The organism is Pseudoalteromonas sp. NS-SX12, assembly GCF_057367955.1.
Genome location: NZ_CM170635.1, coordinates 635,738 through 659,059, shown reverse-complemented (window position 1 = coordinate 659,059; position 23,322 = coordinate 635,738). Strand labels below are relative to the sequence as shown.

Genomic DNA, 23,322 nt, shown 5'->3' with positions numbered 1-23,322 from the left:
TTGTACTACCGTAAGGTGAGTTAATTTATTTCCAATAGCGTGAATTTTCGCCCGAAAAGTAGTGTGAAAATTGCGATAGATGCTGGTATAAAAAGTCTTTGGTTGCGGTTACTTTTGCTGCTGTTTTTAAATCAGAATGATACAGCAACCATAAACTCCAAATTGAGGGTTTTACCGGTATATCTAAGCGGTAAAGATTTGAATGTGGTTGTGAATCGACTAAACCACAGGGTAATTTTGCCATACCTAAGCCATTTTTAGTCGCGGTAACAAGCGGGCCGAGTTGATCAAATCGTGCGATTACATTGCTACTTGGTAAGTATTTGCTATGCCAATCGGCTTCAAATTCTAATTCCCACAATAACACGCGATGCTGTGCGCGTGAGGTACTTAAATAATCATTACTTGCATAGACGCCCCAATTTGATGAAAACAGCTTTCTGCCAATGAGGTCGTCTTGGCTCGGTGCTGGGGTGAATCGCAGTGCAATATCGGCCTCTCTTGCACGTAAGTCTTTGTGCATTGAACCAATTAGTAAGTTGGTTTGAATATTAGGATAAAGTGAATTGAACTCGTTAAGTGCGGGTACCACAAAATCGTTTGCTAGTTCAGGTGTTAAGGCTATATTTACCTCGCCACTTAGCAGCTGATCTTGACCGAATAATTTGCGTTCAATATTGCGCTGTTGCTCTTTTAGCAGCGTGATATCAGGTAACACCGCTTCGCCGGTTTCCGTCAGCTGGTAACCTTTTGGCACACGTTCAAACAGCCTAACCTTAAAGCGATTTTCAAATGCTTGAATACGCCGTGCAACGGTTGTGTGGTTAACCTTAAGTTGCTTGGCAGCGCCCGATAAGGTACCCGACTGATAAAGTGCAACTATGTATTGGTAATCATCATCTAAGTTCATCTGTGCATTATTGCACAATAAAAATGCGTAAATCACTAATTTTTTTATCGCTTAAGTGGCGTAAAGTGAGTGTGTAATTAATTTAACTTTAGACAGGATGCTAATTATGTATACCCTTTATCATTTTCAAATTTCATGCTCTTCGGCGGTAAAGATGGCGCTAGAAGTGATTGATGTGGAACATAAAACTGTGGTGGTGGATCTCTTTGAAGGCGCGCAGCACAACGCCGATTTTTTGGCTGTTAATCCACTTGGTAAATTGCCAGTATTGGTAGATGGCAGCCACACCTTTACGCAGGGCGAAGCAATTTTAATTTATTTGTCGCAAAAGCATAAAAATGCACACCTAATGCCTGATTTAGCAAGTGTTGATGGCATGGAAGCGTTAAAGTGGTTAAATTTGGTTGCCAGTAGTTTGCATGGCCATTTCACTAAAATATTTCATCCGGAAAAAGTGTCAACGGATCATGATTCGGTTAAACAAAATACTGAAGAAGAGATTGTTAAGTTACTTAATTTTGTGTCAGACCGATTAGCTCAATCGCCTTATTTAGCGGGCGAAAAACCAACCCTTGCGGATTTATATTTTGCAGTGGTCTTAGGCTGGGGGCAGGTGTTAAGTTTTGAGCTGTTTACACGTTTCCCTGAATTTAAGGTTTATAAACAGCGATTACAAACGACTTTCCCGCAATCAGAAACCTTACAAAATATTTAAGTTAACCACCGTACTAACAACAGATGTTTAGTACGGTGTAATTCGTTACTTGATGTGATTATCGGTAAGTAACGAATTAAAGCGGGTTTCGAGTTTGCCACCGATAATCGCGACACGCTTTTTCATTTCTGTTATCCATTTTTCATCGCTCATCACATCTTTTGAAAACGTCATATCGCGTTTAGTGTGACCAACATACAACAAGGCATCGGCAAGTGATTGAAGTGTCGCATCTTTACTGTTTATTTTACTAAGCATAGGTCGCGCTTTTGGCATTATGTCGCGAAATGGGATATTGGCGAGAACGGAGTTATCGTCTAGTTTAATAATTTTTGCCGTGTTTGTATTAGGCAACACGTCATATAGCACGTTTTGAATAACAGGCCACACAGTAAATACTGAGTTAGGTTTAGCCATCTCGATGCGGGAAACCAGCGATAAATCGTGCTGATTAACCGTTTCTGGATGCGCTGCTTTTAATAAGTGAAAACCGCCAAACACTAAAATCGCTTTTTGGTTAGACTGAATAAACGGTTTGAGTGTATCGTAAAAGCCATCTACTTTGCTCGATGCAGCACGCTGCCACGACTCGGCGGTTGCATTTTCCCAGTTAAAGTGTTTTTCTGCCAACAGTACTGTTAGCTTTTTGTCATCGGGCAATGTTTGGTTTATGGCCCTGATTGATTGCAATAACTCCTTATACCCGTCGCCAAGCCATGCGGTGAAATAGAGGGTTTCGCGCAGTACGTGTTTTAGCTGTGACTCATCAACAGCATCACCTTTAATATACTGATTTATATAGTCTTGATAATTTTGATTGCCAAACTCCAGCACAATAATTGGCTGCTGCGATACAATTTTTGGTGAGGTAATAATGTCACTTATTGCCAGCATAAAACCAGGGTAGTAATGGGCATCGCCAAGTGCTACAAATTGATGGGTTGAGAGTGCATCGACGACAACCTGTTTGCTTGGCTGTAACTGTGTTTGTAATTGACTAATTTGCTCTGGTGATAGATTTAGCGTCGCATTTTTCGGTAAGTAGTCGCATGCAGCTAAGCAGACAGCAATTAATACAATAGTAAAGTACTTCATGATAATCCTTGAGAAAATAGGGGAACGTAAGATTTTGAATAGGCGTTTGTTGATTTAGTCTGATTCATCTGGTTCGAGTGTAAAGAGCAGATCGAGCGCTGGCAGAAACACGCTGACGGTAAATAGCGCCGCCGCGAGAGCGTATAAATAATTTAAGCTGGTGGTATTTTTAATTAGCCATGAAATGCTCATACTTAGCCAAAATACGTTAAACAAAGTGATGTTTACATTTGGTTTAAGCGGTTTAGCGCAATACTTACAGTTGAGTGGCTCGCGATTTAATAATGCAAGGCGGTCACTTAGCTTAAGCGGTTTGTTGCAGCATGGGCACGAGCGAGTAACGAATTCGTTTAACATGGCTTAATATTAAATTGCAATTGATAATCATTACCGTTCAATGTTAAGCCATATGTAAATAAATTAAAAGGACTTTATAAGGGCTTTTAATGCCTTGCTAGTGTCCACTATATTTACTTGCGTTATGTTGCCGTTATTGAGTTTTAACACAGTAACGTGATCATCTTTTTTGGGAATAGTATTTAGTACGTTGCCCTCTTTATCCATAATTACCGAATAAGCGAGCTTCTTCATTTTAGGAATAGCAATAAAGCGGCTTATAAGTGATGGCATGGCGCTAATATCGGCGTAGTATTGAACATTTGCAGCCAATAAATCATCATTTTTTTTATTCTCAAATGCCGCTTTAACAAGCTTGCTACTATCCATATCGTGACTGAATACCAGCCAATTCGTACTAGGTAAAAGTGCCTGTTTTTTATCAAATTGGTCATTAAGCTCGGGTAACGAGAGTGTTTGTCCCACGGTTAATGTCGGCTTTGCAGTTTCGGCAACACTAACCCATGAGGTTAAAAGTAGCGAAAAAACAGCGAAAATGTTTAGAAATCTCATAATATGCTTTAAATCCTGCTTTATTTAAACGTGGCGTAATAACTTAAACTGAAATCTAAGTAATCAGTGTGCCTGCAACGTATTTACGCTACACACTCATTACCCCAAACTTGTACGTTTTATCTAACAGCTTAGATTAAGTTTATTTAGTGCCAAAAGTACAGTCTTGCTCGGAGCGTTTGAATACGGTTTGCATCCAAATACTTCGGTTTTCTTTGGTTTTAACTTGTTCTGGCAATGGGTGAATTAACAGTAGGTAATCGCCTTTGTTCATATCATCAACTGAAAATGAGGGAGCGCTTGGGTTATCTACTAAAACAGGTTGGATCACCGCGACTTTTCGCTTTTTTCGCAGCATTACCCGTTCAACGGTACCGAGATGTGATGCAGAGTGAAAATGACCATTTAAGTGCACTAGTTTATGATTTGGGTGATTTTCTAATGCATTATGGATTGATTCAGCCATGGTATCGTCACGAACTACTTGGGCAAAATAGCGATTTAACGCACTTGGTTTAATTGTTTCCTGGCTGTGTCCCATATTGGCAGTAAACTTGTTAAAGTAAGCGCCCTCGGTTGGCGTAAAAAACGACTGTGCCACTTGGTGTTTTCGTTTTTCTGGTAAGTTGTCAAGTATCTCTAAGCCGTGTCTTCCGGTACATACCACGGTATCTTTCGGTGCGTTTGCGGCAATAACAGGTAAACCATGTGTTTTTGCCATTTCAACAAGGGGGCGATAACTGCTTTGGTAATTATCCCATGCACGGCCAAAGTGGCGTAATGACCATTCACCAATTTCATCATTTAAATACGCATTTAGGTATGTTTGCGTATCTCGCTCAAATTGTTCTAACGAAAGGATGATTTTAGGGTTAGCTTTCAGTAGCGCTTGATAAATGTTTGCCTGTGCTAAATGGTTACCTGGATGGCGATGATTTTCACCAATAAATATCACGTCATAATCGCTCAACCCGCCAACGCCTTTTGCTAAATCAACAGTCTTAGGTTGCCCTGAACGCACATCGATCAGTTGATAGTCATACAAGTTTGTTAGCGGTATAGCTAAGTGCCATTGGTTGTTGTTTTTCATGGGAGTTAAGTTCGAATTGGTTTGTGAAACTTTGATAGATTTACATGCGCCGACAAGTAGCGAAATCAGCAAAATGATGATTTTTTGTTTGTTATTCAAACGGAAATCCTTAAATATTTTATTAAAATCTAGCTTCTGGGATGAAACATATATCTTAACTCGTAGTGAGAATTATTTCTATTTGGTTTTTAGTGATGTTTTCATTCTATGTAACGTAAATTAACTCAATGATTATCCTGTAAAAATAAGGTGTTTTTTGATAGGATTCGTCTGATTTTAGACAAGGATTAAGGAATAAAATGTTTAAGAAATCAGCGATAGTATTGGCCGTAACTGCCGCATTACCATTATCTGGCTGCTTAAAAGTCGAAGATAGTGATTCAAAAGAGACTATTGTTGTTGAACAAGCTGAGTTAACACCCGCAAGTGTTCAAGCTGTACTGGATTTAATTGATCCAACAACAAATGAACCAATAAGTGGTACTCAAGTGCGCTACCAAGTTGGTGTTGATTGGTCTGATAGCCTTACAATCTCAAACGGACAGGTTGTAATAGATAATTTACCTGGAAATAGCGACGTTTTGGTTGAAGTTACATCGCCAGATAATACTTACTTGAAACGCGTTTTTTATTTTAAAACCAGTACGGTTAGTCAAGGTCAAAACAGTGTTCAAAACTTAGGCTCGCAACATTTGTATAGAGCAACCACTGCTAGCTTCACTATCTTAGATAGTGCAAATAGCGTGATAAAAGATGTAAAAATTGGTTACCCTGTTATTTCATACCTCTCAAATGGCTATCAGACACAAGGTTTTACTAACAGAGTAAATGCTACTTATGATACACAAACTGGAAACTATACGTTACTAGTGCCTCAAGGTACTGGTTATGATGTTGAATTTGATGGTGATATAGATAATGACGGTATAGATGACTATTACTTTGGTTACGATGACTTTGGCAGCCGAATCCACTCGAGTAGATTGCTGAATGCGGATGTTGTATATGCAAAGAAAACTGTCTATAACCAAGAATTCCCCGTTAATATTACTCTTCTCAGTAAGCAAGGTGAGCTTATTGAAAATAATGATGCTGTATTTATTTCTAGTGAATTCAAATTACCGCAAGCACTGATCTTTGATCAGCAAAAGCAAGCTTACAGCTTTGTTTACAAAGGATCCGCGGCGATTAAAGTGAATATAGCTGAAATTGAATTCAATGGCGTGAGTTACAACACTGGCTTCGCAAAAATAAACCCGAATGATGAAAAGGCATATGTTTCTTTTGATAATGTACTAAATCAAAGTAGAGAATATGTGCTAGATGACCAAGGTGAATTAAATCTTGTCGTGATGCTTAAAGAAAACGATTCAAACTCTGACTCTAATTATTACTTCAGGGCGTTGAGTAATTACATAAATAGCGAAAATAATTCATTAAATTTATTTTTATCACATCCTGTTGAATTGTCAGAAGACTCGATTAAGTTTACGCAAAAAAATGTCATCGTAGTAACCAGAGGTAATGACAGTGACAATGATATGGTGCCAGCCGGAACAACGCTTATTGAAAGAAAAAGTGTTGATCGTAGCGTCAGCTTAAAACTGGAGTACAACAATAGCTTTTTAACTGTAACTCCGAATGCAGAGCTATCAACTGGTGAATATCGCTATGAAGTTAATAACCTCAGATCAGTAGACACAGGCAATGTTTATTCAAAGCAGTTCACAAATGAGTTTGAATTCATAAATTCAAATTTAGTATTCAATATTGATGACATTAAAGTTGATAACAATAACGGCTTTACGTTGGGTCTACGTAGTATTGAAAAGAATACTGCAGGGGTGATTGACGATAGTAGCTATAACTCAAACACGCCTGCCCTGTACCTTCCTCTGAGTATTTCATCATTAGATTATCTTGATATCACAGTAATAAAATCTGTAAAAAATAGTAATCAGAGTGACGAATTTTCTCGATATTCTGTAGTAGAAAATGGGGAAATTAAAGTTGGAAAACGATTTATTGCTTCACTTGCAAAAAATGAAAATGTTGAGAGTAATTATTCAAGTTACTACCAGTTACATACATCATTAGAACAAGGTGAATATTACAGTGTTTCTTTAAATGATGTGGGTTATCATTTTTATGATGATACTTCAGAGAGTAAAAATACAATCACAATCAACTATGAATACAAAGTTAAAGGTTCAAATGACGTAGTGTCAGGGACAAAAGAGCTTTCCGTTCATTAACCCATTAACAGAGCAAAAGGCTTACCATGTGGTAAGCCTTTTTATCGAGATTAGATTAAAGCTAAATAGCGGCGCTCTACTTCTTGCCAGTTTATTACATTGAAAAATGCGCTAATGTATTCTGGACGGCGGTTTTGGTATTTTAAGTAATAGGCGTGCTCCCACACATCTAAACCTAAAATTGGTGTTTCGTTATTCATTAGCGGGCTATCTTGGTTTGCAGAGCTTGTCACTGCTAGTTCGCCATTTGCGTTTACAACAAGCCATGCCCAACCACTACCAAAGCGAGTTAATGCTGCTTTAACAAACAGATCATGAAACGCATCAAATGAGCCAAATGTTGCAGTAATGGCATTTTCGAGCGTCCCCTTATGAAGCTCACCACCAGTGGGTGACATCACTTGCCAAAATAAGCTGTGATTATGATGACCACCTACATGATCTCTAACTGCCCCCTGTAATGAGTGTGGTAATGCAGCAATATTAGCTAGTAGCCATTCATCACTTTTTTGTTCAAACTCAGAATCAGCTAGCGCTTCGTTAGCTTTATTCACATAAGTTTGGTGATGCAAAGTGTGATGTATTTCCATCGTTTTTGCGTCAATGTGCGGCTCTAATGCGTCATATGCATATTCGAGGTTCGGTAGTGTAATTGCCATATTTTTTTCCTTTATAATTTAGCGTTACTCGCTAGTGAATCGTGTTGTTTTGAGCACTGATTGTGTTCATGATGGTAGTTAACTTGCTGACGATATTCGCATCGTCGCCATATTGTTTTAGTAAAACGAAGCAATGGTGTTTTAGTTGTGAGAGATGCTTTAATACGAGGAGCTGATGCGAAGATTGGGTTGATGTAAAAATATGTGCGGCGCATTTGCATACGCTTTTGTAGCCTTCAACTAACAGATCGCAGGCGTTGTTTATATTTTGCTGTGCGATATTGGAATCTACCAAGTTTAAATACGACACCACCACAGCGGGTATATACTGATCCACAATCCAAGCGTCTGGCGGAGGTGAATCAGATTCGATTTCCGCCTCTACTTGTTCTAACGCAGTTAAACAATCGGCATAAAAGAGGTTAGCGTAAGAAAACTGGCAGCTATCGAAAGCTTGGTTACCTTTTGATACATGCTGTTGCCAAATTTGCATCACGTTATGAATACAGGTTTTAGTATCGGGCATCTCAAATAGTTAATTTAAATAAAAACCATTATCATTAATATTTGAATTATTTCAAGCGGTAATTTGATTTTAGCTAGGGGATGTAATGGCTAGATTGGCAGCATAAGGCGTTAATTGTCGGACTTTCATGTGTTTTGAACGCATAGTAGCGTGAGATTTGGTGGTTTGCACAATGTCTCACGTAACGTTAGCACTTGCTCCATATTGGTGCTGGTAACTATGGAGCAGCATGCTTTAAAAAGTGTATTGCAGTGTTTGCTTAGGTTAGCGTGTTACTGCAAACGAATAGCTTTTGTCATCATTGCTTTACCTTCGGTTTCTACGTAATCTAAAAACACTTTGGCAATGGGTGAAAGCTGTTGCGATTTGGCCCAAGAGAAAGACCACTTGGATTGAATAGGTAAGGAGGATACGTTAATCACTTTTACATTATAGCTGTCGCCAAATGCCAATGTATGAGCTGATAAAATGGCTACGCCCATGCCTGAGAGTACAGAGTGAATAATGGCTTCATTACTGGCAATAGTCATTCTGACATTAGGCTTTATATTGTTTGCTTTGAAAAATTGTTCGGTGACGTAGCGTGTACCTGAGCCTTCTTCACGAATAATAAAACTTTCCGCTGAAAACTCTGCTAATGAAACTTGCTTACGTTTTGCAAACGGGTGGTCCGCATTGGCTATTGCCACAAGGTCGTTCGACATAAACTCAATAACTTCAAGATCAAGCTCTTGTGGCACGTAACTAAATACATAAAAGTCATCTACCCCTTGTTCAAATCGCTCAATGACTTGTTGCCTGTTAGCAACGGTAAATTGAATGTTAATTCCTGGATAACGCTTACAAAACGGGCCTAATAAGTGAGGAATAAAGTATTTTGCTGTTGTGGCACAGGCGATACGAAGCGTACCCGACTTAAGTCCTCGCAAGTTAGATAAATGCATATCAAGCGCCTCGCATTGCTGCATTATTTGCCGACTTGTTGCCACGGTTGCCAATCCCGCATCGGTGAATTTAAGTTGCCGTCCTACTTGTTGATAAAGCGGTAAGCCAATGGCTTCACTTAACTTTTTAAGTTGCATAGAGACCGTAGGCTGGGTCAAAAATAATGATTCTGCTGCAGCTTTAATGCTGCCACCTTCAAATACGGCTAATAAAATTTCAAGTTGACGAAAGGTGCCAATGTGCGCGTGTAATCGTGATGCCATACTCATTCCAAAATATTAAATTAGACAAAAATCTAATTCAAAGATAGTTAATATCTATTTTTATCTAATCAAAACGGTGTGTAAACTTTTTTCTGTCGCTTAATTTAATGGATGGGAAAGTAAAATGAAGAACCGAAGTTTTATATTGTCTCTCGTTACCTGTGCAATGCTGCTGGCGTTTTACGCGCTGAGCAGTCAAATTGGTCAGCCTCAGTTGGCATTTGTTATTGTTGCAGCGTTATTGTTTAGCTTTTCACTTTATTCACAGTTAGTCGCACGCAACAAGCTAGGCTTGTCTCGACCTGCCGCAGAGCACTATATGCAACGTGTGGGAGAAAAATAAACCATGATTATTGATGCCGTTGTCGCTTTTTTTATTCTGGGTATCGTTAGTCAATTATTAGGTGCCAAAATAGGATTTCCTGATGGGCTGTATAAGTCGCTAAGCATGTTTTTGATGATTGCGATTGGCTTAAAAGGGGGCCTTGCATTGCAAAAATACATCGATCCCGCATTACTTACAATGTCACTGGCCGTCGTTGCTTTTGGCCTTGTTTTACCGTTAATCGCATACCCACTTTTACGCTACTTCGGACAGCTCGATAAAATTAATGCTGGGGCAATTGCCGCACATTATGGCTCGGTGAGTGTGGCCACGTATGCTGTTGCAATAGCTATTCTTGAAGCGAACAATGTTTCGTATGAGGCATACTTCCCGCTGTTTGTCGTCCTATTAGAAATGCCAGCGATCGTTGTAGGCTTAGTATTAGCAAAAGGCAGCTTGAAAATCATCAACGGTGAATTTGTTAAAAAAGAGCTTGTGGCGAACCAAAGCATTCTGCTGATGCTTGGGAGCTTAATTATTGGTTATTTGGGTGGTGAAAGTGTTGCTAAATTATCGCCTTTCTTTATTGAGCTTTTTTCGGGCATTCTTGCGCTGTTTTTATTCAAAATGGGGCTAATCGCAGGCAAACAGCTTGTATCGGTTAAAAAGAACAGTGTGTTCTTAATTAGCTTTGCTGTACTGATGCCAATGATTGGTGGTCTTGCGGGCACAGGGCTTGGGTTAATGCTTGGCCTAAGTAGCGGTGGTATTGCATTAATGGCGGTGCTAGGCGCAAGTGCGTCTTACATTGCGGTGCCTGCTGCAATGAAACAAAGCCTGCCAGAAGCTAATGCTGGTATGTCGATTACCGCATCTTTAGGTATTACCTTTCCATTTAACGTACTGATTGGTGTGCCATTTTTTATCACGTTTGCAGAATATCTTGCGGCAAAATAATCGTGATAGTCATTAAATAAAAACGGCGAATCTAAGTTCGCCGTTTTTTAGTTTTTACTAGAATTAACGCGTCACTTTTACACGTTTTTCAATCATCAATTTCGCTTCAATGCGACGGTTTTCACTGTGTGCTTCAGCTGTGTTTGCGTCGTTTAATAAACGCGTTTCACCGTAACCTACAGCGCTAATACGTGACGCATCAATGCCGTATGTGTCAATTAACACTTGTTTAATTGCTTTGGCACGCTTTTCTGACAGTTTCAGGTTATAAACCGCGTTACCTGGCGCTGAGCTGTGGCCTTCAATTTGCACATTTTGTTCAGGGTATTTTTTCATAAAGTCAGCAAAACGACGTAAGTCAGTGCTGTTTGGATCAAGTACTTCACTTGAGTTGTTATCAAACTGCACCGCTAATTTAATGCTGTCTTGCATGTCTTTAAACAGTGTACACCCTTGTGCGTCTGTTTTATCTGTCGTTGGTGTATTTGGACATCTGTCTTCGTTGTCGTTAACACCGTCGTTATCGCTATCAAGCACAATAGCACAGCCAGTGCTGTCTACACGTACACCTTGTTTTGTGTTCGGGCATTGATCGTTTGCGTCAATAACACCGTCGTTGTCGCTGTCAATGACCGGCGCTGCTTTAGGTGCTTCGGTTGCAGGCGCACTGTTACCGCCAAACTGATAAAGCAGGCCAAGTTTACCGCTATAATCTTTATGATTTTCGCCAAAGTCATGGTAAGCCGCCACTTCTGTGATCACTTTCCATTTGTCGGCTACTGGCCAATGCATACCTACACCTAAATTACCTAGGTTATAACCTGTATCAAGTGATTCGTGTTTTAAACCTGCAAATACGTATGAATTGCCTTGGAATGGGAAGAACATCGCATCTAAACCGTAGCGATGACCGTCAATACTTTCTTGACCTGGATATGCTTCTAAGTCGATGCGTGCATATTCAAAACGACCACCCCATGAAGGAGTGAAACGTTCGCCAAGCTCTAAGCCCCAACCCCAATCAATACGGTCTTTTGGCATTGCTTGGAATTTATCTTTGTCTGCATAGTAATATTCGGCAAAGCCACCAAGCCAGATTTCCTTATCTTCAGCAAGCGATGGCATGCTTGTTACAGCTGCCAAAATAGATAGCGCAAGAGTGTGTTTTTTCATTTAATGATCTCCGTTTTCTCATGTAAACGTCATTTAGTTTAGTAGATTGCTGCAGTGGCGAAGTAAATATGTTCGTTCTGCTTTTTACGAACTGGCTTACAAATTTTATGCCTATTATTTTTCATTTATATTTCAATGGATTAATAAGGCTTCTTAGTTTTTTAACAATAACTGTGTAAAGAGTTACTCGGTAAAAAAGTCGCAATTTGTAAGTTTTACATTGCTCAGTGGTACACAAGGTATATTGTAAATCGGTACAAGCTGGGTTTGAAAGCAAAAAACGGCACTATGTTGTGGTTTTATGATTAGATGATGGTATTACACACAATGTGTTTATAAACCGAACTACAATGGGGAATGAGGGTTTAACAGACCCTCAATTTATAATGTGGTACAGCAACATAACAAAGCGAAAGTACTAAATATCTGCTAATCGCTGTAGCAACTCATCGGTTTTGATTAATCCCGAAATGGCTTCACCATTTTGTAGCAAGATAGTAGGCGTTGCACTAAAGCCAAATCGCTGTGCCAGCTGTTGCTGTGTAACTAAGTTATTCTCACAGACGTTTGTAACATTACCTTGGTAGTGGCCAACTTGCATTGCTTGGTTCATGGCTTCTTGTGGATTGCGTGCACACAGAGCGGCGGCGGTTTTTTCAAATGCGCTGCTGCCGACTTTGCCTCGTGGGATCATTACATAGTCAATCGTAACGCCTTGGCGATTGAGTACCTCAATTTTTCCATGCAATTTGCGGCAAAATGGGCAATCGATATCGGTAAAAATCGTGATGACATGCTGTTCGTTACTTGCTTGATAGCTTAGTAGTGCATCTCTAGGCAAGGTTTTGATAAGTGTTACACGTTGCTGCTGCTTTACTAATTCAGTTAGATCTATTTTGCTTTCGGTGTCGATAACTTGTCCTAAATATAAATATTTACCATCGGGGCTTGCGAAAAACGTATGGTTTTGTGTTGTGACTAAGCGGAGCTCATTGTTATAGGGCTCGACGGAAAACTGTGTATTTTCACCGAGTAAATCAAACAACTTTTGTTTTACCGCTGCAAGAGTCGAGTGATTATTTTCAAGTGGTTGCACTGTTTGTGAATGCACAAACGCAGCGCAAAAAAAGAGTGAAAGTGTGAACAATAACGCGATAATTCGATTAACTGATTGCATATAATTAGCCTATTAAAATTGGATTAGGCCAACTTACAAGGTAGCAGCGTTCGACGCATTTAAAACTATCTATAATCATCTATAAATAGCTATAATTTGTTTAATATTAATGGCTTATGTTTTTAAGGGTAAGGTGGTTTTAGGTGCGCATAGTGCGTTGTCGTAAGCCAAAAATATCACTATGCAAGGTGCTATTTGTGAAATTAAAACTGGTTGGCTGATTTAGTTGGTGGCAAAGCGCTAAGTGTTCAGCATTTTGCTCTGTGTTGGCTTGCTGCTTGTTATTTGTCACTATTGTTGCAATAAGTGATTCTCTGTTAACCGGGTTATGCTGAGTTGTGCTTGCAGTTGCTGGTTTGTTGGTGATAATCGTCGCAATACGCTGATTAACTACTTCACTACTACACACGGCTAAACTTGAATTAAGTAGCGCTTTACTTTCAATTGCATAGTTGAGTGCATCATTAATTTCACTGTTTTCTAATGATATACGGCTTAACAGGTCGAGTGCTTGCGTACGATAATAATCTGAAGTTGGCGTTTGATTAATAATCTTAAACGCAAGCTGATTTGCTTGAGTGAGCTCTTTTTTGTGTAATTTTACTTCAGCGAGCAATAGTTGCGCCTCTATGGAGTGGGGGTTTTCTTGCAAACTAAAGTTAAGCCACTTTTCGGCATTCTCTAAATCACTTTTTTGAAAAGCGATTAGCGCATTTGAGTAGCTGCTCATTGCCGGCAATAAATTTGTTGTAGGCGGTGTATCGCTATGTGATACCCACATAGCACTGGTAATTGTTGATATCATTAAGGTTAGGCCGGCAGCAATGGCGCGCCAAGGCAACTGTGCTCTTTGAACCGGCGTTACCTGTGTTACCGTGGCTTGCCAAATATAACCTTGATTAGGTTGAGTGCGAATAAGCTGTTGCTCTGGTGCCAGTTTACGCAATTCACTGATCACTTGAAAAAGGCGGTAGTCTTGCACGTCTTCACTTTGCCACAGCACCTTAAACAATGCGTGTTTTGATATTAATTGCTCTGGCTGTGTTAAAAAAAACAGCAGTGCTTGTGCAGTTTTAGGGCGAATCGGCTTTTCTTTACCTGATTGCGTTAAGGCAAATGTTGTTGCGCAAAACGTGAAATCGAGAAATTGATAAATAGCCATAAATTGTCCTTAACAGCATGTGTTTGTTTTTTCTTTAGTGTTATAAAGATAAAACAAGGTTAAGGCAACTGCTGCTTTATTTTTACCCGTGATTTATTTCGTTAGGTGCCGAGTTATTGGTAACGCCAGCACCTACTGAAACTGGGCGGCCATATTTATTTTCTGAATCGGTTCCTTTGGCGAAACCTAGGAATAACATACAACCGATAGGACCAATCACAGGGATCAGACTCAAAAACATCATCCAACCCGACTGATTACAATCGTGCCAACGCTTTATGTGGATCATTAAGGTCATCCAGGAAATCACACACAGGGTGAAAAAGAATACTAAGAAAAAATCGCTTCAGCGTAAACGGGCAGGCTAGAATTGGATTTAAAGAAATTATTTAATACGTTAAATAACCCTAAGCATAATACTATGTAAAGCAGCGACATACCCCAAAATATGCTTCGAGTAGCACGTCCTCGCCACGAAAAGAACAAGGTATGAATTGGTATGTTTAGATTTTTCAGAGTCCATAAATTAAGTAAAAAGCAGGGAAATAAAATATTAAATTTTAATAAATTTAATACGCTCATCGTGTCGTTATAATGTTTGTATAAATAAAGTAAATCGCCCCATAATGTATATTGCGCAATTTGAATAGCAGAATAAAACACGCTGGAAAATAACGACAGCGCAGCAAAACTAATTAGCCAAGGGCGACCTGGAATATTGCGAAGCATAAAAGCAAGAATTACGATGCCACTAGCAAAGATAGGATTTGAAAGTAAGTAAGCAATTTGAAGGAAGTCTTCTACACAATAAAGCGCATGAGAGCAGTTCATTACAGTCCTTGTAGTGATTTTAAATAAAATGTGGCGTTAGGCTACGCTTTAAATAAATTTTTTCAATTAAATCAATTGTTAAATTAGTCTTGGTAATTAGATTGCAAGGTGTCTAACTGGCCTGACGAAAGCAGTGTTTGAAGCGCTGAATTCAGTTTGTCGAGCAGTACTTTGTTGCCTTTTCTGACCGCAATGGCAACGGGGGTACCGCGATAATTTGATTGCACAATTTTAACTTTAACACCGTACTGTTTAGCGAGGTACAGCCCCACTGAACGCGGCATAATAGCAGCGGTAGTTTCACCGTTGGCAAGCATTAACATCGCTTGCTCTTTTGACTCAGTTTGGATTAAACGAAAGTTATCTTTTATATGCTTTTCTTGCCATATGGTTTCGGTGAGCGAGTGTTTGTCGCCGCTAATTTTTTTTCCGTAGAGGTCACGTACAATTTCAATGTCTTTACTGTCTTCTTTTACAAACACTGTGGTGTAGCGAAAATAATAGGGTATGGTGAAATCAAAGTACTTTTCTCGCAGCGGATTGATTTCCATTCCAGTGACGCAATCAAGCTCGGCAAAACGTAAGTGGTTTACTACCTCATCCCATGTATCTGCAACTAAATACAGTTCTTGATTAACTTGCTGTAACACACGCGTCAGCACATCGTAATCAAAGCCAGTGGGTTGGTTATTCTCGATAAACTGAAAAGGCGGATAGCCTGTCGCCATACCACATTTAATATTATTCCCCGTTTGTGCAGTCGCGGTGTAGGTAAAAACTGTTAGCAAAAAAACCATAGCAAAGCGGAAAAGAAACGTAGTCATTATTTACAAGCCGGTAGTCAAAAAGGTGCAGCGCAAAGAGAACGCGAGTAAAAGGTAATTAGCGACACAAATTATAGTTTAATGCGCGCTAAAAATTAACCGCGTTTGCGTTTAAGAATTAGCGCTACATCAAAGAAATTGCATTTAATAGCGATATTGTTCAGCTTTCACACAGCTAATTGCCTTTGCCTTACGTTAACAAGGTTATTTTAGCAATAAGCTGCAGCAAACCGTTTCTTAAGCTTTTCTTAAGTATTGCCGTTTAAGGTCTAACAAATAGAACGCTCTAGGTAGTCACAGCTGAGATTAATAATGCTGACAGATCTTAAAAAACATCTAATGCCGTATTTGGTATTAACTTTGTGTGTGCTAGGTGTACTTAGCACTTTTCGTTTGGGCTTTAGCCTTTGGCAGTATCAACACTTTTCAAACCCCAACGCGTTGTTAAATTTATTAATTGGTGGATTACGCATTGATTTAAGTACGTTGGGTTATTTACTGCTTATCCCTGCACTTATCTCACCGCTTGCATTAAGTATTAAAGCGCTAAAACCAATATGGCTAGCATGTCTTAAAAGCTACTTAGTGCTAATTCTAACAATCTTGGTGTTTTTAGAAATGGCAACACCCATGTTTATAGAAGAGTATGGCTTGCGACCAAATCGTTTGTTTGTGGAATATTTGGTGTATCCAAAAGAAGTGTTTTCAATGTTGATGAGCGGGCATTCTGCCGCTGTTTTTGTAACACTTATTTTATTGGTCGCTGCAATTAAGTTAATTGTGCTGCCGCTAGCCAATTATTTTGTGTTTAAAACTACTGGGCAAACTCACTCTACAGCAAAGGTTAAACTCGTCGCTATTTTACTGTTACTTGCTGCACTTATACTGTTTGCACGTGGCACGTTGGGACACCGACCTATCAATCCCGCGTATGTGTTTTTTTCAAATGATGCGCTAGTGAATTCGCTAACGCTTAATTCCACCTATAGTGTATTCCATGCAGTTAAAGCGCTGCTAAATGAAAAAAATGCGAGCAAACTATATGGCGCGATGCCTGAGCGCGAGGTTATAAACATTGTTCGTCAAGAAACAGGCTTACCAACATCGGCTTTTACTTTACCGAATAATCCATTGTTTAAAATACAGCAACCTAGCTACCTAGGTGCGAAAAAGAATTTGGTGATCATTTTAGAAGAAAGCCTCGGCGCCCAGTATGTTAAACGTTTAAACGGCTTGCCACTGACACCTAATATCGACAGTTTGTATCAACAGGGATGGGGGTTTGACAAGCTTTATGCAACGGGCACGCGATCTGTACGTGGCATTGAGGCCGTTGTTACTGGCTTTACGCCGACGCCTGCAAGGGCGGTGGTTAAGTTAGACAAGTCACAGAAAGGTTTTTTTACACTTGCAAGTTTGTTGCAATCTGAAGGTTACAACACGCAGTTTATTTATGGCGGTGAAAGCCACTTTGACAATATGAAAAGCTTTTTTCTCGGCAATGGCTTTCAAACAATTGTGGATTTTGATGATATTGATAAGCTAAATTTTGTCGGCTCTTGGGGTGCAAGTGACCAAGATGTGTTCACACAAGCGAATACAGAGCTTAATAAGCTGGCGTTACAAGAAAAACCGTTTTTTAGCCTGATTTTCACTTCAAGCAATCATGATCCATTTGAAATTCCGAACGAGGCGATAAAACCGTTTGATTACACACCATCTCAGCTTGCTCAGTATGATGATAAAGAGCGCGCAAGACATAAAGCAATTCAATATGCAGACTTGGCCTTAGGTGAGTTTATTAATACAGCAAAAACCCAATCGTATTGGCAAAATACGCTGTTTTTGATTGTTGCTGACCACGATGCTCGCGCGTTAGGTCAGGCTCTAGTGCCGGTAAACAATTTTCATATTCCAGCGATTATTTTAAACAGTGAGTTTGATAATCAGAGCTATAAAGCCATTGCTAGCCAAATTGATTTAGCGCCAACCTTGCTGTCATTAATGGGGGTAACTAATCAATCGCCTATGATTGGGCGCGATTTAACACAAAGTACCACAACTGGCAGGGCATTAATGCAGTATGCGGATAATTTTGCCTACTACAGTAATAAAGGTATCACCATTTTGCAGCCAGGGAAAAAACCGAAAATGTTCGATTTTAATAGCGCAGATAATTATATGAGTGAAAAACCACTCGATCATAATGAGGCGAAAGTGGCGTTGGCACATGCGCTTTGGGGCAGTTTAGCATATCAAAATGGCTGGCATGCCAATTAGTTAGCGTCAAGGTAAGCTAATTGGCACACGAATCACATGCGGTGTTTTGTTTTAAAACGTAATTGCGTATTTTTCTTTGATAAGAGGAATAAGCCTTTTTGATATTGCTAAGACCTCTGGCTTGTCTTTGCGTAAATAAATTTCACCATTTTGATATGCCTGCCACTGAGCATTTTCAAATATTGCTTTGCCGTAGGTGTTGCTAAGTGATTGCGCCACACGTGTTTGTTCAGCGCTTGCAGTTAAAATCCAAGCGAGTTCTAGGTGGTTATCACCGAATACGGCTTCAATTTTGCGCGGAAAACCAAATGCCGAAAAATTAAAACAGTTAACTTGTTTTTGCGCATTAGGCTTGGTTAACAACCAGGGTTTAGTGTCTTGAATCACCAGCGGTTGGCAGTGCTTTTCAAATATGGGCATAAGCGCATCAATTGACGCACCAAATTTAAGTAAGGTATTTAACGTAACCTCACTTTGCTGGTTATTGTTGATATATGGGTTTGACCAAACAAATAAATTTGGGTGAAGCGCATCCTGCCCGATTAAGGTAGCACTGTTGATGTCTGTATTTAACCACAATAAATGATTGCTGTGTGCTTGATACGCTAAGTACTCAGCATATTTATCGCTTAAGCCGGTAACGGCGCTTTCACTGATATTATTTGTGTTAATGTGCGCAACCTTACCGTCGGCAATTACAATAGCAGCCTTTCCGCCGTGTTTTACAATGTCACATACTAAATGTTGCTCTGTGTGTTTTGCGAGTGGAAAGCGCACTGGTAAGTTAGACAAAACGCGCACTTTTGTTTGGCAATTTTCTTGTAATTTAGTTAGAGATGAATCAAATGATTCACTTATCGAAATATCAAAAATGCTGGCTGGTACGGCGCTAGCGTTTGTTGAAAAGGTAATAGCGAGTGTACAAAGTGCGAGTAAAAATTTGTTCATAGTTGTTTGTTTAGCTGTTGTTTTTAACTAAGTCGCAAATTGTTTTTAAAAGGTTGCAATATTTTTTGACGAAACAAAAGCTTAAAAAACAAAAAGGCCAGCAAATGCTGGCCTTTATTCGTCTGTATCATGTGTGTTAGCGGTTAACGCTTAATCTGCTTTAATAAAGCTTTTGATTGCTTGTAATGAATCAAACCCTTTGTAACCAAGAGATTTTAATTCATCGTTTACGCAAAATAGCACGGCGCTGTCTTTATTCTCTTCTTCTTCAGCCATATCTAGGCAGAATTCATAAGAATCTTTCACTGTTTCTACGCTCGCTTGTTCTTCGCTTGCCCAAACTACAGTGCTTGCTAATGCCAATACCATTAAAAAAATCTTCATATTTACCCTTTTTCAATTAACTGGATTGATATTTTTAACACCGACAAATTAGGGCTATTTTTGTTTTAAGTAAAACGATAAATAATTGTCGTAAAGGTAAAATTTATTTTGCATTTATGCAGAACGTAAAGAGCAACACGCGCTAGATTAGATAGCCAAGCAACATTATTATTAAGGCAAGAAAAAAGGTTAGCTGCGAATGCTAACCTTTTTATTTTTTAAGGAGTTATCGCGTTATCACTACATTGCAGCGCGGAATATCTCTGCAATTTCTTCAGATGTAGCTTGTATTGGGTTAGTAAATCCGCAGGCATCTTTTAGCGCATTTTCAGTAAGTGTAGGAATATCGTCAGCTTTTGCGCCTAATTGCTCAATACCGGATGGAATACCAACATCACTGGCTAAGCTAACAATTGCGTCAATTGCTGCATCTGCACCTTGTTGTTCGCTTAAATTGCTCACATCAACGCCCATTGCTTTTGCAACATCACGCAAGCGACCTGGAACCGCTTTAGCGTTAAAACGTTGTACGTGTGGTAATAAGATTGCGTTACATACACCGTGAGGCAGATCGTAAAAACCGCCAAGCTGGTGCGCCATCGCGTGTACATAACCAAGTGATGCATTGTTAAACGCCATGCCTGCCATAAATTGCGCATAGGCCATTTGTTCACGTGCTTCAATGTTCTCGCCATTATTCACCGCTTCGCGCAAATGTGTTTGAATAAGTTCAATTGCTTTAATTGCAACAGCATCAGTGATTGGCGTTGCAGCAATTGATACATACGCTTCAATTGCATGGGTAAGCGCGTCCATACCGGTTGCGGCAGTAAGCGAGGCAGGTTTTGCCAGCATTAGCTCAGGATCGTTAACCGATACTAACGGCGTGGTGTGTTTATCAACAATGGCCATTTTAATGTGGCGCTCTTCATCGGTAATAATACAAAAACGCGTCATTTCTGAAGCTGTACCGGCTGTTGTATTAATTGCGACAAGCGGTAACATTGGTTTTGCTGATTGGTCGACCCCTTCATAGTCGCCAATCTTGCCGCCATTTGCAGCAACAAGCGCAATGCCTTTTGCGCAATCATGTGGCGAACCGCCGCCAAGTGAAATTACAAAGTCGCAATCATTGTCTTTTAAAATACTTAGGCCATCGTTTACATTGCTAACGGTAGGGTTTGGCTGGGTACCATCAAATACCGCCGTTGCGACATCGCGCTCGTTAAGCAGCGACTGAACTTTTTCAACAACACCAATTTGGTTCAGGATTTTATCGGTTACGATAAGCCCTTTTTTAAATCCTTTTGCTTGAATATTATCAGCGGCATCTTTTAAACAACCTGCACCCATTAAGTTAACGGTAGGAATATAAAATGCAGTAGTCATAATGATTTGTCCTTTATTTAGTGAGAGTTACTTTATTGCGACGGTGATTGTCACATGCGAAACCTTTCGCCTTTTTGATTTAAAACAAATACCGCGCTTAGAACACTTAGACTTTAATCTAATGCGCTTGTAACGGCGTTTATTTGAGTTATTTAGAGTGGCTGAAAAAATAAAAAGTGACAGAAAAAATAATCAAAACTTCAGTATGTTATGACAAGTTTTATTACATTTAACGATTCTATCTCGTTTACGCATTGTTTTATCGTATCTGGCTTGTTTATTGAAAACCGGTGGCGTTTAAATAGTACACAATAATAAAAAGGGAACACATAATAATGGCAGACCATATTCAGCAAGGAACGTCACGACGCCAGTTTATAAAAAGCGCAGCGTTTGGCACGCTTGGCGCATCTTTGGCGCTAACCTCAAAAGTAAATGCAAAAGAAAATAGCGGCCTAGTATCGAACAGTTTTGACGAAGCGCCGTTTTTACCTGTACCTAAGCATGCACCTGCAAAAGAAGGTGTATTTCAGGTGTCAAATGAACAAGGAATTTACTATTGGGATACCGGTGGCAACGGACCTGTGGTTATTTTAGTGCATCCAGGGCGGGGCAGTGCTTATTCATGGCCGTATCAACAAGATGCATTTGCGCAAGCTGGGTTTAGAACCATCGCATATTCAAGGCGTGGCCATCAAGGCTCGCCAATTAAATCGGCCGAGCAGCCTAGTACCGATGCCGATGATTTACATGCGCTGATTAACCATTTAAACATTGGTAAATTTCATATTGTAGGCTTAGCTGCTGGTGGTTTTACCGTTACTGATTTTGCCGTTTCATTTGCAGACAGGTTGTTAAGTATCACCATAGCATGCAGTTTGTTTGGTATGTGGGACAAGGATCTTGATATCCGTTCAGATTTTATTTTGTCAAAAGGGTTTGCCGATTTGCCGCCTGAATTTAAAGAGCTGGGTCCCTCGTATCGCTTTGCTCATCCTGAGGGCGTAAAAGCGTGGATAGCGATGGAGAAACAGGCGAAAGAGCCCGGTCTTAGAAATCGTCAGAAAGATAAAAATACGATTACATGGCAAAAGCTACAGGATCTTAATTTACCTATATTCCTACTAACTGGCGGCGCAGATCTGTATCAACCGCCTGCTCTGATGCGCGCAGCAGCAAGGCAATTACCGGGTTGTGAAACCTTAGTGGTGGAAGAAGCTGGACATGCATTGCAATGGGAGCAGCCAAATGTGTTCAATCACGCTGTCATTTCGTTTCTAAACAAAGTAACTGTGTAACAGACACTTAGTTATAGATGCAAATTTAACGGTTAAGACTTTATTTTGCCGATTGATTTTTATACTATCAAAGCGCATGTGCAAGTTATCAAGGAGTGATAATGAAAATTAAGCTACTGATTGTTACCGTACTTATTATGTTTGTTACTAAGGTGCATTCGTCACAGACGACCCTAGTGCAAAAATCAGCTGAGTTTGCTAAAGCAAGCGAAGGTTTTCAGTTACATTTACGCGAAAAATTTTTCAAATCTGAGTCTATTCCGTTTCAATCTAACCAAATACACCTAGAATTTGGCAGCCAAGCACCCTTTAAAGATTATGTGCTTGAAATAAAAAAAGGTAATAAAACCTGGTCAAGTGATCTGGTTTTATTTAACCAACAAGACAATGTGATAGATTTTAATGCATTGTTATTTGGCTTACTCATTGATCATAGAGATATTCTTCATTTAACTGGACAAGCTGGTTATGATTTTTACTTAGATTTGGAAAATAACCTAGCGGAAGATTTTAAACAATTTCACAACCAATACCAAAAAAGCCTAGAAAGCTATTTGAATTTTGTTGCTTACTCACGTGATTTCACGGTGTATCAAAATCGCATTATGCCGCCGTCGGATAAGTTAAAAGCGTTAGCAACAAAGGTTAAAGTTGTACCGCCTGTTGAGCATCAGCAGTTAATTAGCCAATTTATTGATGCGATTAATAGCCAAAATACTGCATTTTTGATGGCGCAGCACATTCCCAATGCAAGCCAACGAGAAATAGACATTTATTCGCGAGGCTTAAATGTGCTTTATGAATATTTTGATAAGATAGGTAATCCGAGCGATTTCAAAATAGTGCAATCGAGCGATCTTAAAACCTATTCAGGCCCCAAAAAAACCTTTTATGTAATCGAGCTACTCAACCATCAAGGCAGGCACAAAATCGAAATGGAGTTTTTCTTTGCTGATATGTACGGTGAGCGATACATTGGCGAATATGACATCACCGGAGTGCATTTTAGCTAACAGCTACAATAATACCAATTCACTTAAATAGCTGATCATCCTAGCGGGCTAAACATCATGCTAACTGCGTTAGAATATATCAATGTAGAACAACTACATAAGAAAAATTCCGCCTTGTTACCATTTCATTTATCCAGCGCTATCTGTGATCACATACTTAATGGAATTGGTATAAATTAAGCAAAATGGCCGCC

24 protein-coding genes are annotated in these 23,322 nt (G+C 39.6%); 7 read left to right on the top strand and 17 right to left on the bottom strand.

Translation table 11 applies throughout. The annotated features are described in order from the left end of the window. Nucleotides 1-25: 25 nt before the first annotated feature. Nucleotides 26-910, bottom strand: a complete 885-nt coding sequence (locus tag AC2IOM_RS17130; RefSeq protein WP_486360571.1) for a LysR family transcriptional regulator — start codon at nucleotides 908-910, stop codon at nucleotides 26-28. 106 nt (nucleotides 911-1,016) lie between these two features. Here AC2IOM_RS17130 and AC2IOM_RS17125 point away from each other — a divergent pair, with 106 nt between their 5' ends. Continuing rightward, the gene (locus tag AC2IOM_RS17125; RefSeq protein ID WP_486360570.1) at nucleotides 1,017-1,625 is read left to right on the top strand and encodes a glutathione S-transferase family protein; all 609 of its coding nucleotides are present in this window, start codon (nucleotides 1,017-1,019) and stop codon (nucleotides 1,623-1,625) included. Nucleotides 1,626-1,670: 45 nt separating this feature from the next. On the opposite strand, the gene AC2IOM_RS17120 is transcribed toward AC2IOM_RS17125, so the two are convergent. The 4 genes from AC2IOM_RS17120 to AC2IOM_RS17105 form a co-directional block, all read right to left on the bottom strand. Beyond that, nucleotides 1,671-2,720, bottom strand: a complete 1,050-nt coding sequence (locus AC2IOM_RS17120) for a hypothetical protein (RefSeq protein ID WP_486360569.1) — start codon at nucleotides 2,718-2,720, stop codon at nucleotides 1,671-1,673. Between the two features lie 54 nt (nucleotides 2,721-2,774). After that, nucleotides 2,775-3,077 carry a hypothetical protein gene (locus tag AC2IOM_RS17115; protein ID WP_010558769.1) on the bottom strand — a complete coding sequence of 101 codons (303 nt, stop codon included), beginning with the start codon at nucleotides 3,075-3,077 and terminating at the stop codon, nucleotides 2,775-2,777. Between the two features lie 63 nt (nucleotides 3,078-3,140). Then, on the bottom strand, nucleotides 3,141-3,629 hold the full coding sequence (locus tag AC2IOM_RS17110) for a hypothetical protein (protein ID WP_486360568.1): 489 nt from the start codon (nucleotides 3,627-3,629) through the stop codon (nucleotides 3,141-3,143). A gap of 142 nt (nucleotides 3,630-3,771) precedes the next feature. Beyond that, nucleotides 3,772-4,818, bottom strand: coding sequence for a ChaN family lipoprotein (locus AC2IOM_RS17105; protein WP_486360567.1), 1,047 nt, complete (start codon nucleotides 4,816-4,818; stop codon nucleotides 3,772-3,774). Between the two features lie 200 nt (nucleotides 4,819-5,018). Between AC2IOM_RS17105 and AC2IOM_RS17100 the strand changes: the two genes are divergently transcribed. Beyond that, nucleotides 5,019-6,974 carry a hypothetical protein gene (locus AC2IOM_RS17100; protein WP_486360566.1) on the top strand — a complete coding sequence of 652 codons (1,956 nt, stop codon included), beginning with the start codon at nucleotides 5,019-5,021 and terminating at the stop codon, nucleotides 6,972-6,974. A gap of 50 nt (nucleotides 6,975-7,024) precedes the next feature. Here AC2IOM_RS17100 and AC2IOM_RS17095 read toward each other — a convergent pair whose 3' ends face one another. The 3 genes from AC2IOM_RS17095 to AC2IOM_RS17085 all read right to left on the bottom strand — a co-directional run bounded on the left by AC2IOM_RS17095 (nucleotide 7,025) and on the right by AC2IOM_RS17085 (nucleotide 9,367). Further along, nucleotides 7,025-7,633, bottom strand: coding sequence for a superoxide dismutase (locus AC2IOM_RS17095; protein WP_486360565.1), 609 nt, complete (start codon nucleotides 7,631-7,633; stop codon nucleotides 7,025-7,027). 31 nt (nucleotides 7,634-7,664) lie between these two features. After that, nucleotides 7,665-8,159 (bottom strand): hypothetical protein, encoded by a 495-nt coding sequence (locus AC2IOM_RS17090; RefSeq protein WP_486360564.1) that lies wholly within the window; start codon nucleotides 8,157-8,159, stop codon nucleotides 7,665-7,667. Between the two features lie 272 nt (nucleotides 8,160-8,431). Beyond that, nucleotides 8,432-9,367, bottom strand: coding sequence for a LysR family transcriptional regulator (locus AC2IOM_RS17085; RefSeq protein ID WP_486360563.1), 936 nt, complete (start codon nucleotides 9,365-9,367; stop codon nucleotides 8,432-8,434). A gap of 124 nt (nucleotides 9,368-9,491) precedes the next feature. Between AC2IOM_RS17085 and AC2IOM_RS17080 the strand changes: the two genes are divergently transcribed. Both AC2IOM_RS17080 and AC2IOM_RS17075 read left to right on the top strand, forming a co-directional pair. Then, nucleotides 9,492-9,710: a hypothetical protein gene (locus AC2IOM_RS17080; protein ID WP_138631336.1), complete on the top strand. Its 219-nt coding sequence runs from the start codon at nucleotides 9,492-9,494 to the stop codon at nucleotides 9,708-9,710. A 3-nt stretch (nucleotides 9,711-9,713) separates the two neighbouring features. Next, nucleotides 9,714-10,649 carry a sodium-dependent bicarbonate transport family permease gene (locus tag AC2IOM_RS17075; RefSeq protein WP_486360562.1) on the top strand — a complete coding sequence of 312 codons (936 nt, stop codon included), beginning with the start codon at nucleotides 9,714-9,716 and terminating at the stop codon, nucleotides 10,647-10,649. A 63-nt stretch (nucleotides 10,650-10,712) separates the two neighbouring features. On the opposite strand, the gene AC2IOM_RS17070 is transcribed toward AC2IOM_RS17075, so the two are convergent. The 6 genes from AC2IOM_RS17070 to AC2IOM_RS17045 all read right to left on the bottom strand — a co-directional run bounded on the left by AC2IOM_RS17070 (nucleotide 10,713) and on the right by AC2IOM_RS17045 (nucleotide 15,816). Further along, nucleotides 10,713-11,822 carry an OmpA family protein gene (locus AC2IOM_RS17070; protein ID WP_395389041.1) on the bottom strand — a complete coding sequence of 370 codons (1,110 nt, stop codon included), beginning with the start codon at nucleotides 11,820-11,822 and terminating at the stop codon, nucleotides 10,713-10,715. 418 nt (nucleotides 11,823-12,240) lie between these two features. Then, complete coding sequence (locus AC2IOM_RS17065; protein WP_486360561.1) at nucleotides 12,241-12,999, bottom strand: DsbC family protein; 759 nt, start codon at nucleotides 12,997-12,999, stop codon at nucleotides 12,241-12,243. Between the two features lie 139 nt (nucleotides 13,000-13,138). Next, nucleotides 13,139-14,161 (bottom strand): winged helix-turn-helix domain-containing protein, encoded by a 1,023-nt coding sequence (locus AC2IOM_RS17060; protein WP_486360560.1) that lies wholly within the window; start codon nucleotides 14,159-14,161, stop codon nucleotides 13,139-13,141. Nucleotides 14,162-14,243: 82 nt separating this feature from the next. Next, a complete protein-coding gene (locus AC2IOM_RS17055) occupies nucleotides 14,244-14,450 on the bottom strand; it encodes a DUF805 domain-containing protein (RefSeq protein WP_486360559.1) in 207 nt (68 codons plus the stop codon). A 41-nt stretch (nucleotides 14,451-14,491) separates the two neighbouring features. Continuing rightward, nucleotides 14,492-14,992 (bottom strand): hypothetical protein, encoded by a 501-nt coding sequence (locus AC2IOM_RS17050; protein ID WP_486360558.1) that lies wholly within the window; start codon nucleotides 14,990-14,992, stop codon nucleotides 14,492-14,494. Nucleotides 14,993-15,075: 83 nt separating this feature from the next. Next, nucleotides 15,076-15,816, bottom strand: coding sequence for a transporter substrate-binding domain-containing protein (locus AC2IOM_RS17045; protein WP_010558781.1), 741 nt, complete (start codon nucleotides 15,814-15,816; stop codon nucleotides 15,076-15,078). Nucleotides 15,817-16,128: 312 nt separating this feature from the next. Here AC2IOM_RS17045 and AC2IOM_RS17040 point away from each other — a divergent pair, with 312 nt between their 5' ends. Continuing rightward, entirely contained in the window at nucleotides 16,129-18,096 is a 1,968-nt protein-coding gene (locus AC2IOM_RS17040; protein ID WP_486360557.1) for an LTA synthase family protein, read from the top strand. Between the two features lie 51 nt (nucleotides 18,097-18,147). Here AC2IOM_RS17040 and AC2IOM_RS17035 read toward each other — a convergent pair whose 3' ends face one another. The 3 genes from AC2IOM_RS17035 to yiaY form a co-directional block, all read right to left on the bottom strand. After that, on the bottom strand, nucleotides 18,148-19,044 hold the full coding sequence (locus tag AC2IOM_RS17035) for a hypothetical protein (protein WP_395389035.1): 897 nt from the start codon (nucleotides 19,042-19,044) through the stop codon (nucleotides 18,148-18,150). A gap of 150 nt (nucleotides 19,045-19,194) precedes the next feature. After that, complete coding sequence (locus AC2IOM_RS17030; RefSeq protein ID WP_010558784.1) at nucleotides 19,195-19,428, bottom strand: phage tail tube assembly chaperone; 234 nt, start codon at nucleotides 19,426-19,428, stop codon at nucleotides 19,195-19,197. A 240-nt stretch (nucleotides 19,429-19,668) separates the two neighbouring features. Beyond that, complete coding sequence (gene yiaY / locus AC2IOM_RS17025) at nucleotides 19,669-20,817, bottom strand: L-threonine dehydrogenase (protein WP_395389034.1); 1,149 nt, start codon at nucleotides 20,815-20,817, stop codon at nucleotides 19,669-19,671. Between the two features lie 335 nt (nucleotides 20,818-21,152). Here yiaY and AC2IOM_RS17020 point away from each other — a divergent pair, with 335 nt between their 5' ends. Then, nucleotides 21,153-22,115 (top strand): alpha/beta fold hydrolase, encoded by a 963-nt coding sequence (locus AC2IOM_RS17020; RefSeq protein ID WP_486360556.1) that lies wholly within the window; start codon nucleotides 21,153-21,155, stop codon nucleotides 22,113-22,115. A gap of 101 nt (nucleotides 22,116-22,216) precedes the next feature. Continuing rightward, complete coding sequence (locus AC2IOM_RS17015; RefSeq protein ID WP_138631359.1) at nucleotides 22,217-23,128, top strand: hypothetical protein; 912 nt, start codon at nucleotides 22,217-22,219, stop codon at nucleotides 23,126-23,128. Nucleotides 23,129-23,322 lie beyond the last annotated feature (194 nt).

Excerpts from the sequence above, each read along its gene's own strand:
- AC2IOM_RS17110 (WP_486360568.1), bottom strand. The coding sequence starts at position 3,629 with ATGAGATTTCTAAACATTTTCGCTGTTTTTTCGCTACTTTTAACCTCA.
- AC2IOM_RS17045 (WP_010558781.1), bottom strand. The coding sequence starts at position 15,816 with ATGACTACGTTTCTTTTCCGCTTTGCTATGGTTTTTTTGCTAACAGTT.
- AC2IOM_RS17085 (WP_486360563.1), bottom strand. The coding sequence starts at position 9,367 with ATGGCATCACGATTACACGCGCACATTGGCACCTTTCGTCAACTTGAA.
- AC2IOM_RS17115 (WP_010558769.1), bottom strand. The coding sequence starts at position 3,077 with ATGTTAAACGAATTCGTTACTCGCTCGTGCCCATGCTGCAACAAACCG.
- AC2IOM_RS17130 (WP_486360571.1), bottom strand. The coding sequence starts at position 910 with ATGAACTTAGATGATGATTACCAATACATAGTTGCACTTTATCAGTCG.
- AC2IOM_RS17080 (WP_138631336.1), top strand. The coding sequence starts at position 9,492 with ATGAAGAACCGAAGTTTTATATTGTCTCTCGTTACCTGTGCAATGCTG.
- AC2IOM_RS17020 (WP_486360556.1), top strand. The coding sequence starts at position 21,153 with ATGGCAGACCATATTCAGCAAGGAACGTCACGACGCCAGTTTATAAAA.
- AC2IOM_RS17070 (WP_395389041.1), bottom strand. The coding sequence starts at position 11,822 with ATGAAAAAACACACTCTTGCGCTATCTATTTTGGCAGCTGTAACAAGC.
- AC2IOM_RS17015 (WP_138631359.1), top strand. The coding sequence starts at position 22,217 with ATGAAAATTAAGCTACTGATTGTTACCGTACTTATTATGTTTGTTACT.
- AC2IOM_RS17120 (WP_486360569.1), bottom strand. The coding sequence starts at position 2,720 with ATGAAGTACTTTACTATTGTATTAATTGCTGTCTGCTTAGCTGCATGC.
- AC2IOM_RS17065 (WP_486360561.1), bottom strand. The coding sequence starts at position 12,999 with ATGCAATCAGTTAATCGAATTATCGCGTTATTGTTCACACTTTCACTC.
- AC2IOM_RS17055 (WP_486360559.1), bottom strand. The coding sequence starts at position 14,450 with ATGATCCACATAAAGCGTTGGCACGATTGTAATCAGTCGGGTTGGATG.
- AC2IOM_RS17075 (WP_486360562.1), top strand. The coding sequence starts at position 9,714 with ATGATTATTGATGCCGTTGTCGCTTTTTTTATTCTGGGTATCGTTAGT.
- AC2IOM_RS17030 (WP_010558784.1), bottom strand. The coding sequence starts at position 19,428 with ATGAAGATTTTTTTAATGGTATTGGCATTAGCAAGCACTGTAGTTTGG.
- AC2IOM_RS17035 (WP_395389035.1), bottom strand. The coding sequence starts at position 19,044 with ATGAACAAATTTTTACTCGCACTTTGTACACTCGCTATTACCTTTTCA.
- AC2IOM_RS17040 (WP_486360557.1), top strand. The coding sequence starts at position 16,129 with ATGCTGACAGATCTTAAAAAACATCTAATGCCGTATTTGGTATTAACT.
- yiaY (WP_395389034.1), bottom strand. The coding sequence starts at position 20,817 with ATGACTACTGCATTTTATATTCCTACCGTTAACTTAATGGGTGCAGGT.
- AC2IOM_RS17090 (WP_486360564.1), bottom strand. The coding sequence starts at position 8,159 with ATGCCCGATACTAAAACCTGTATTCATAACGTGATGCAAATTTGGCAA.
- AC2IOM_RS17100 (WP_486360566.1), top strand. The coding sequence starts at position 5,019 with ATGTTTAAGAAATCAGCGATAGTATTGGCCGTAACTGCCGCATTACCA.
- AC2IOM_RS17095 (WP_486360565.1), bottom strand. The coding sequence starts at position 7,633 with ATGGCAATTACACTACCGAACCTCGAATATGCATATGACGCATTAGAG.
- AC2IOM_RS17060 (WP_486360560.1), bottom strand. The coding sequence starts at position 14,161 with ATGGCTATTTATCAATTTCTCGATTTCACGTTTTGCGCAACAACATTT.
- AC2IOM_RS17050 (WP_486360558.1), bottom strand. The coding sequence starts at position 14,992 with ATGAACTGCTCTCATGCGCTTTATTGTGTAGAAGACTTCCTTCAAATT.
- AC2IOM_RS17125 (WP_486360570.1), top strand. The coding sequence starts at position 1,017 with ATGTATACCCTTTATCATTTTCAAATTTCATGCTCTTCGGCGGTAAAG.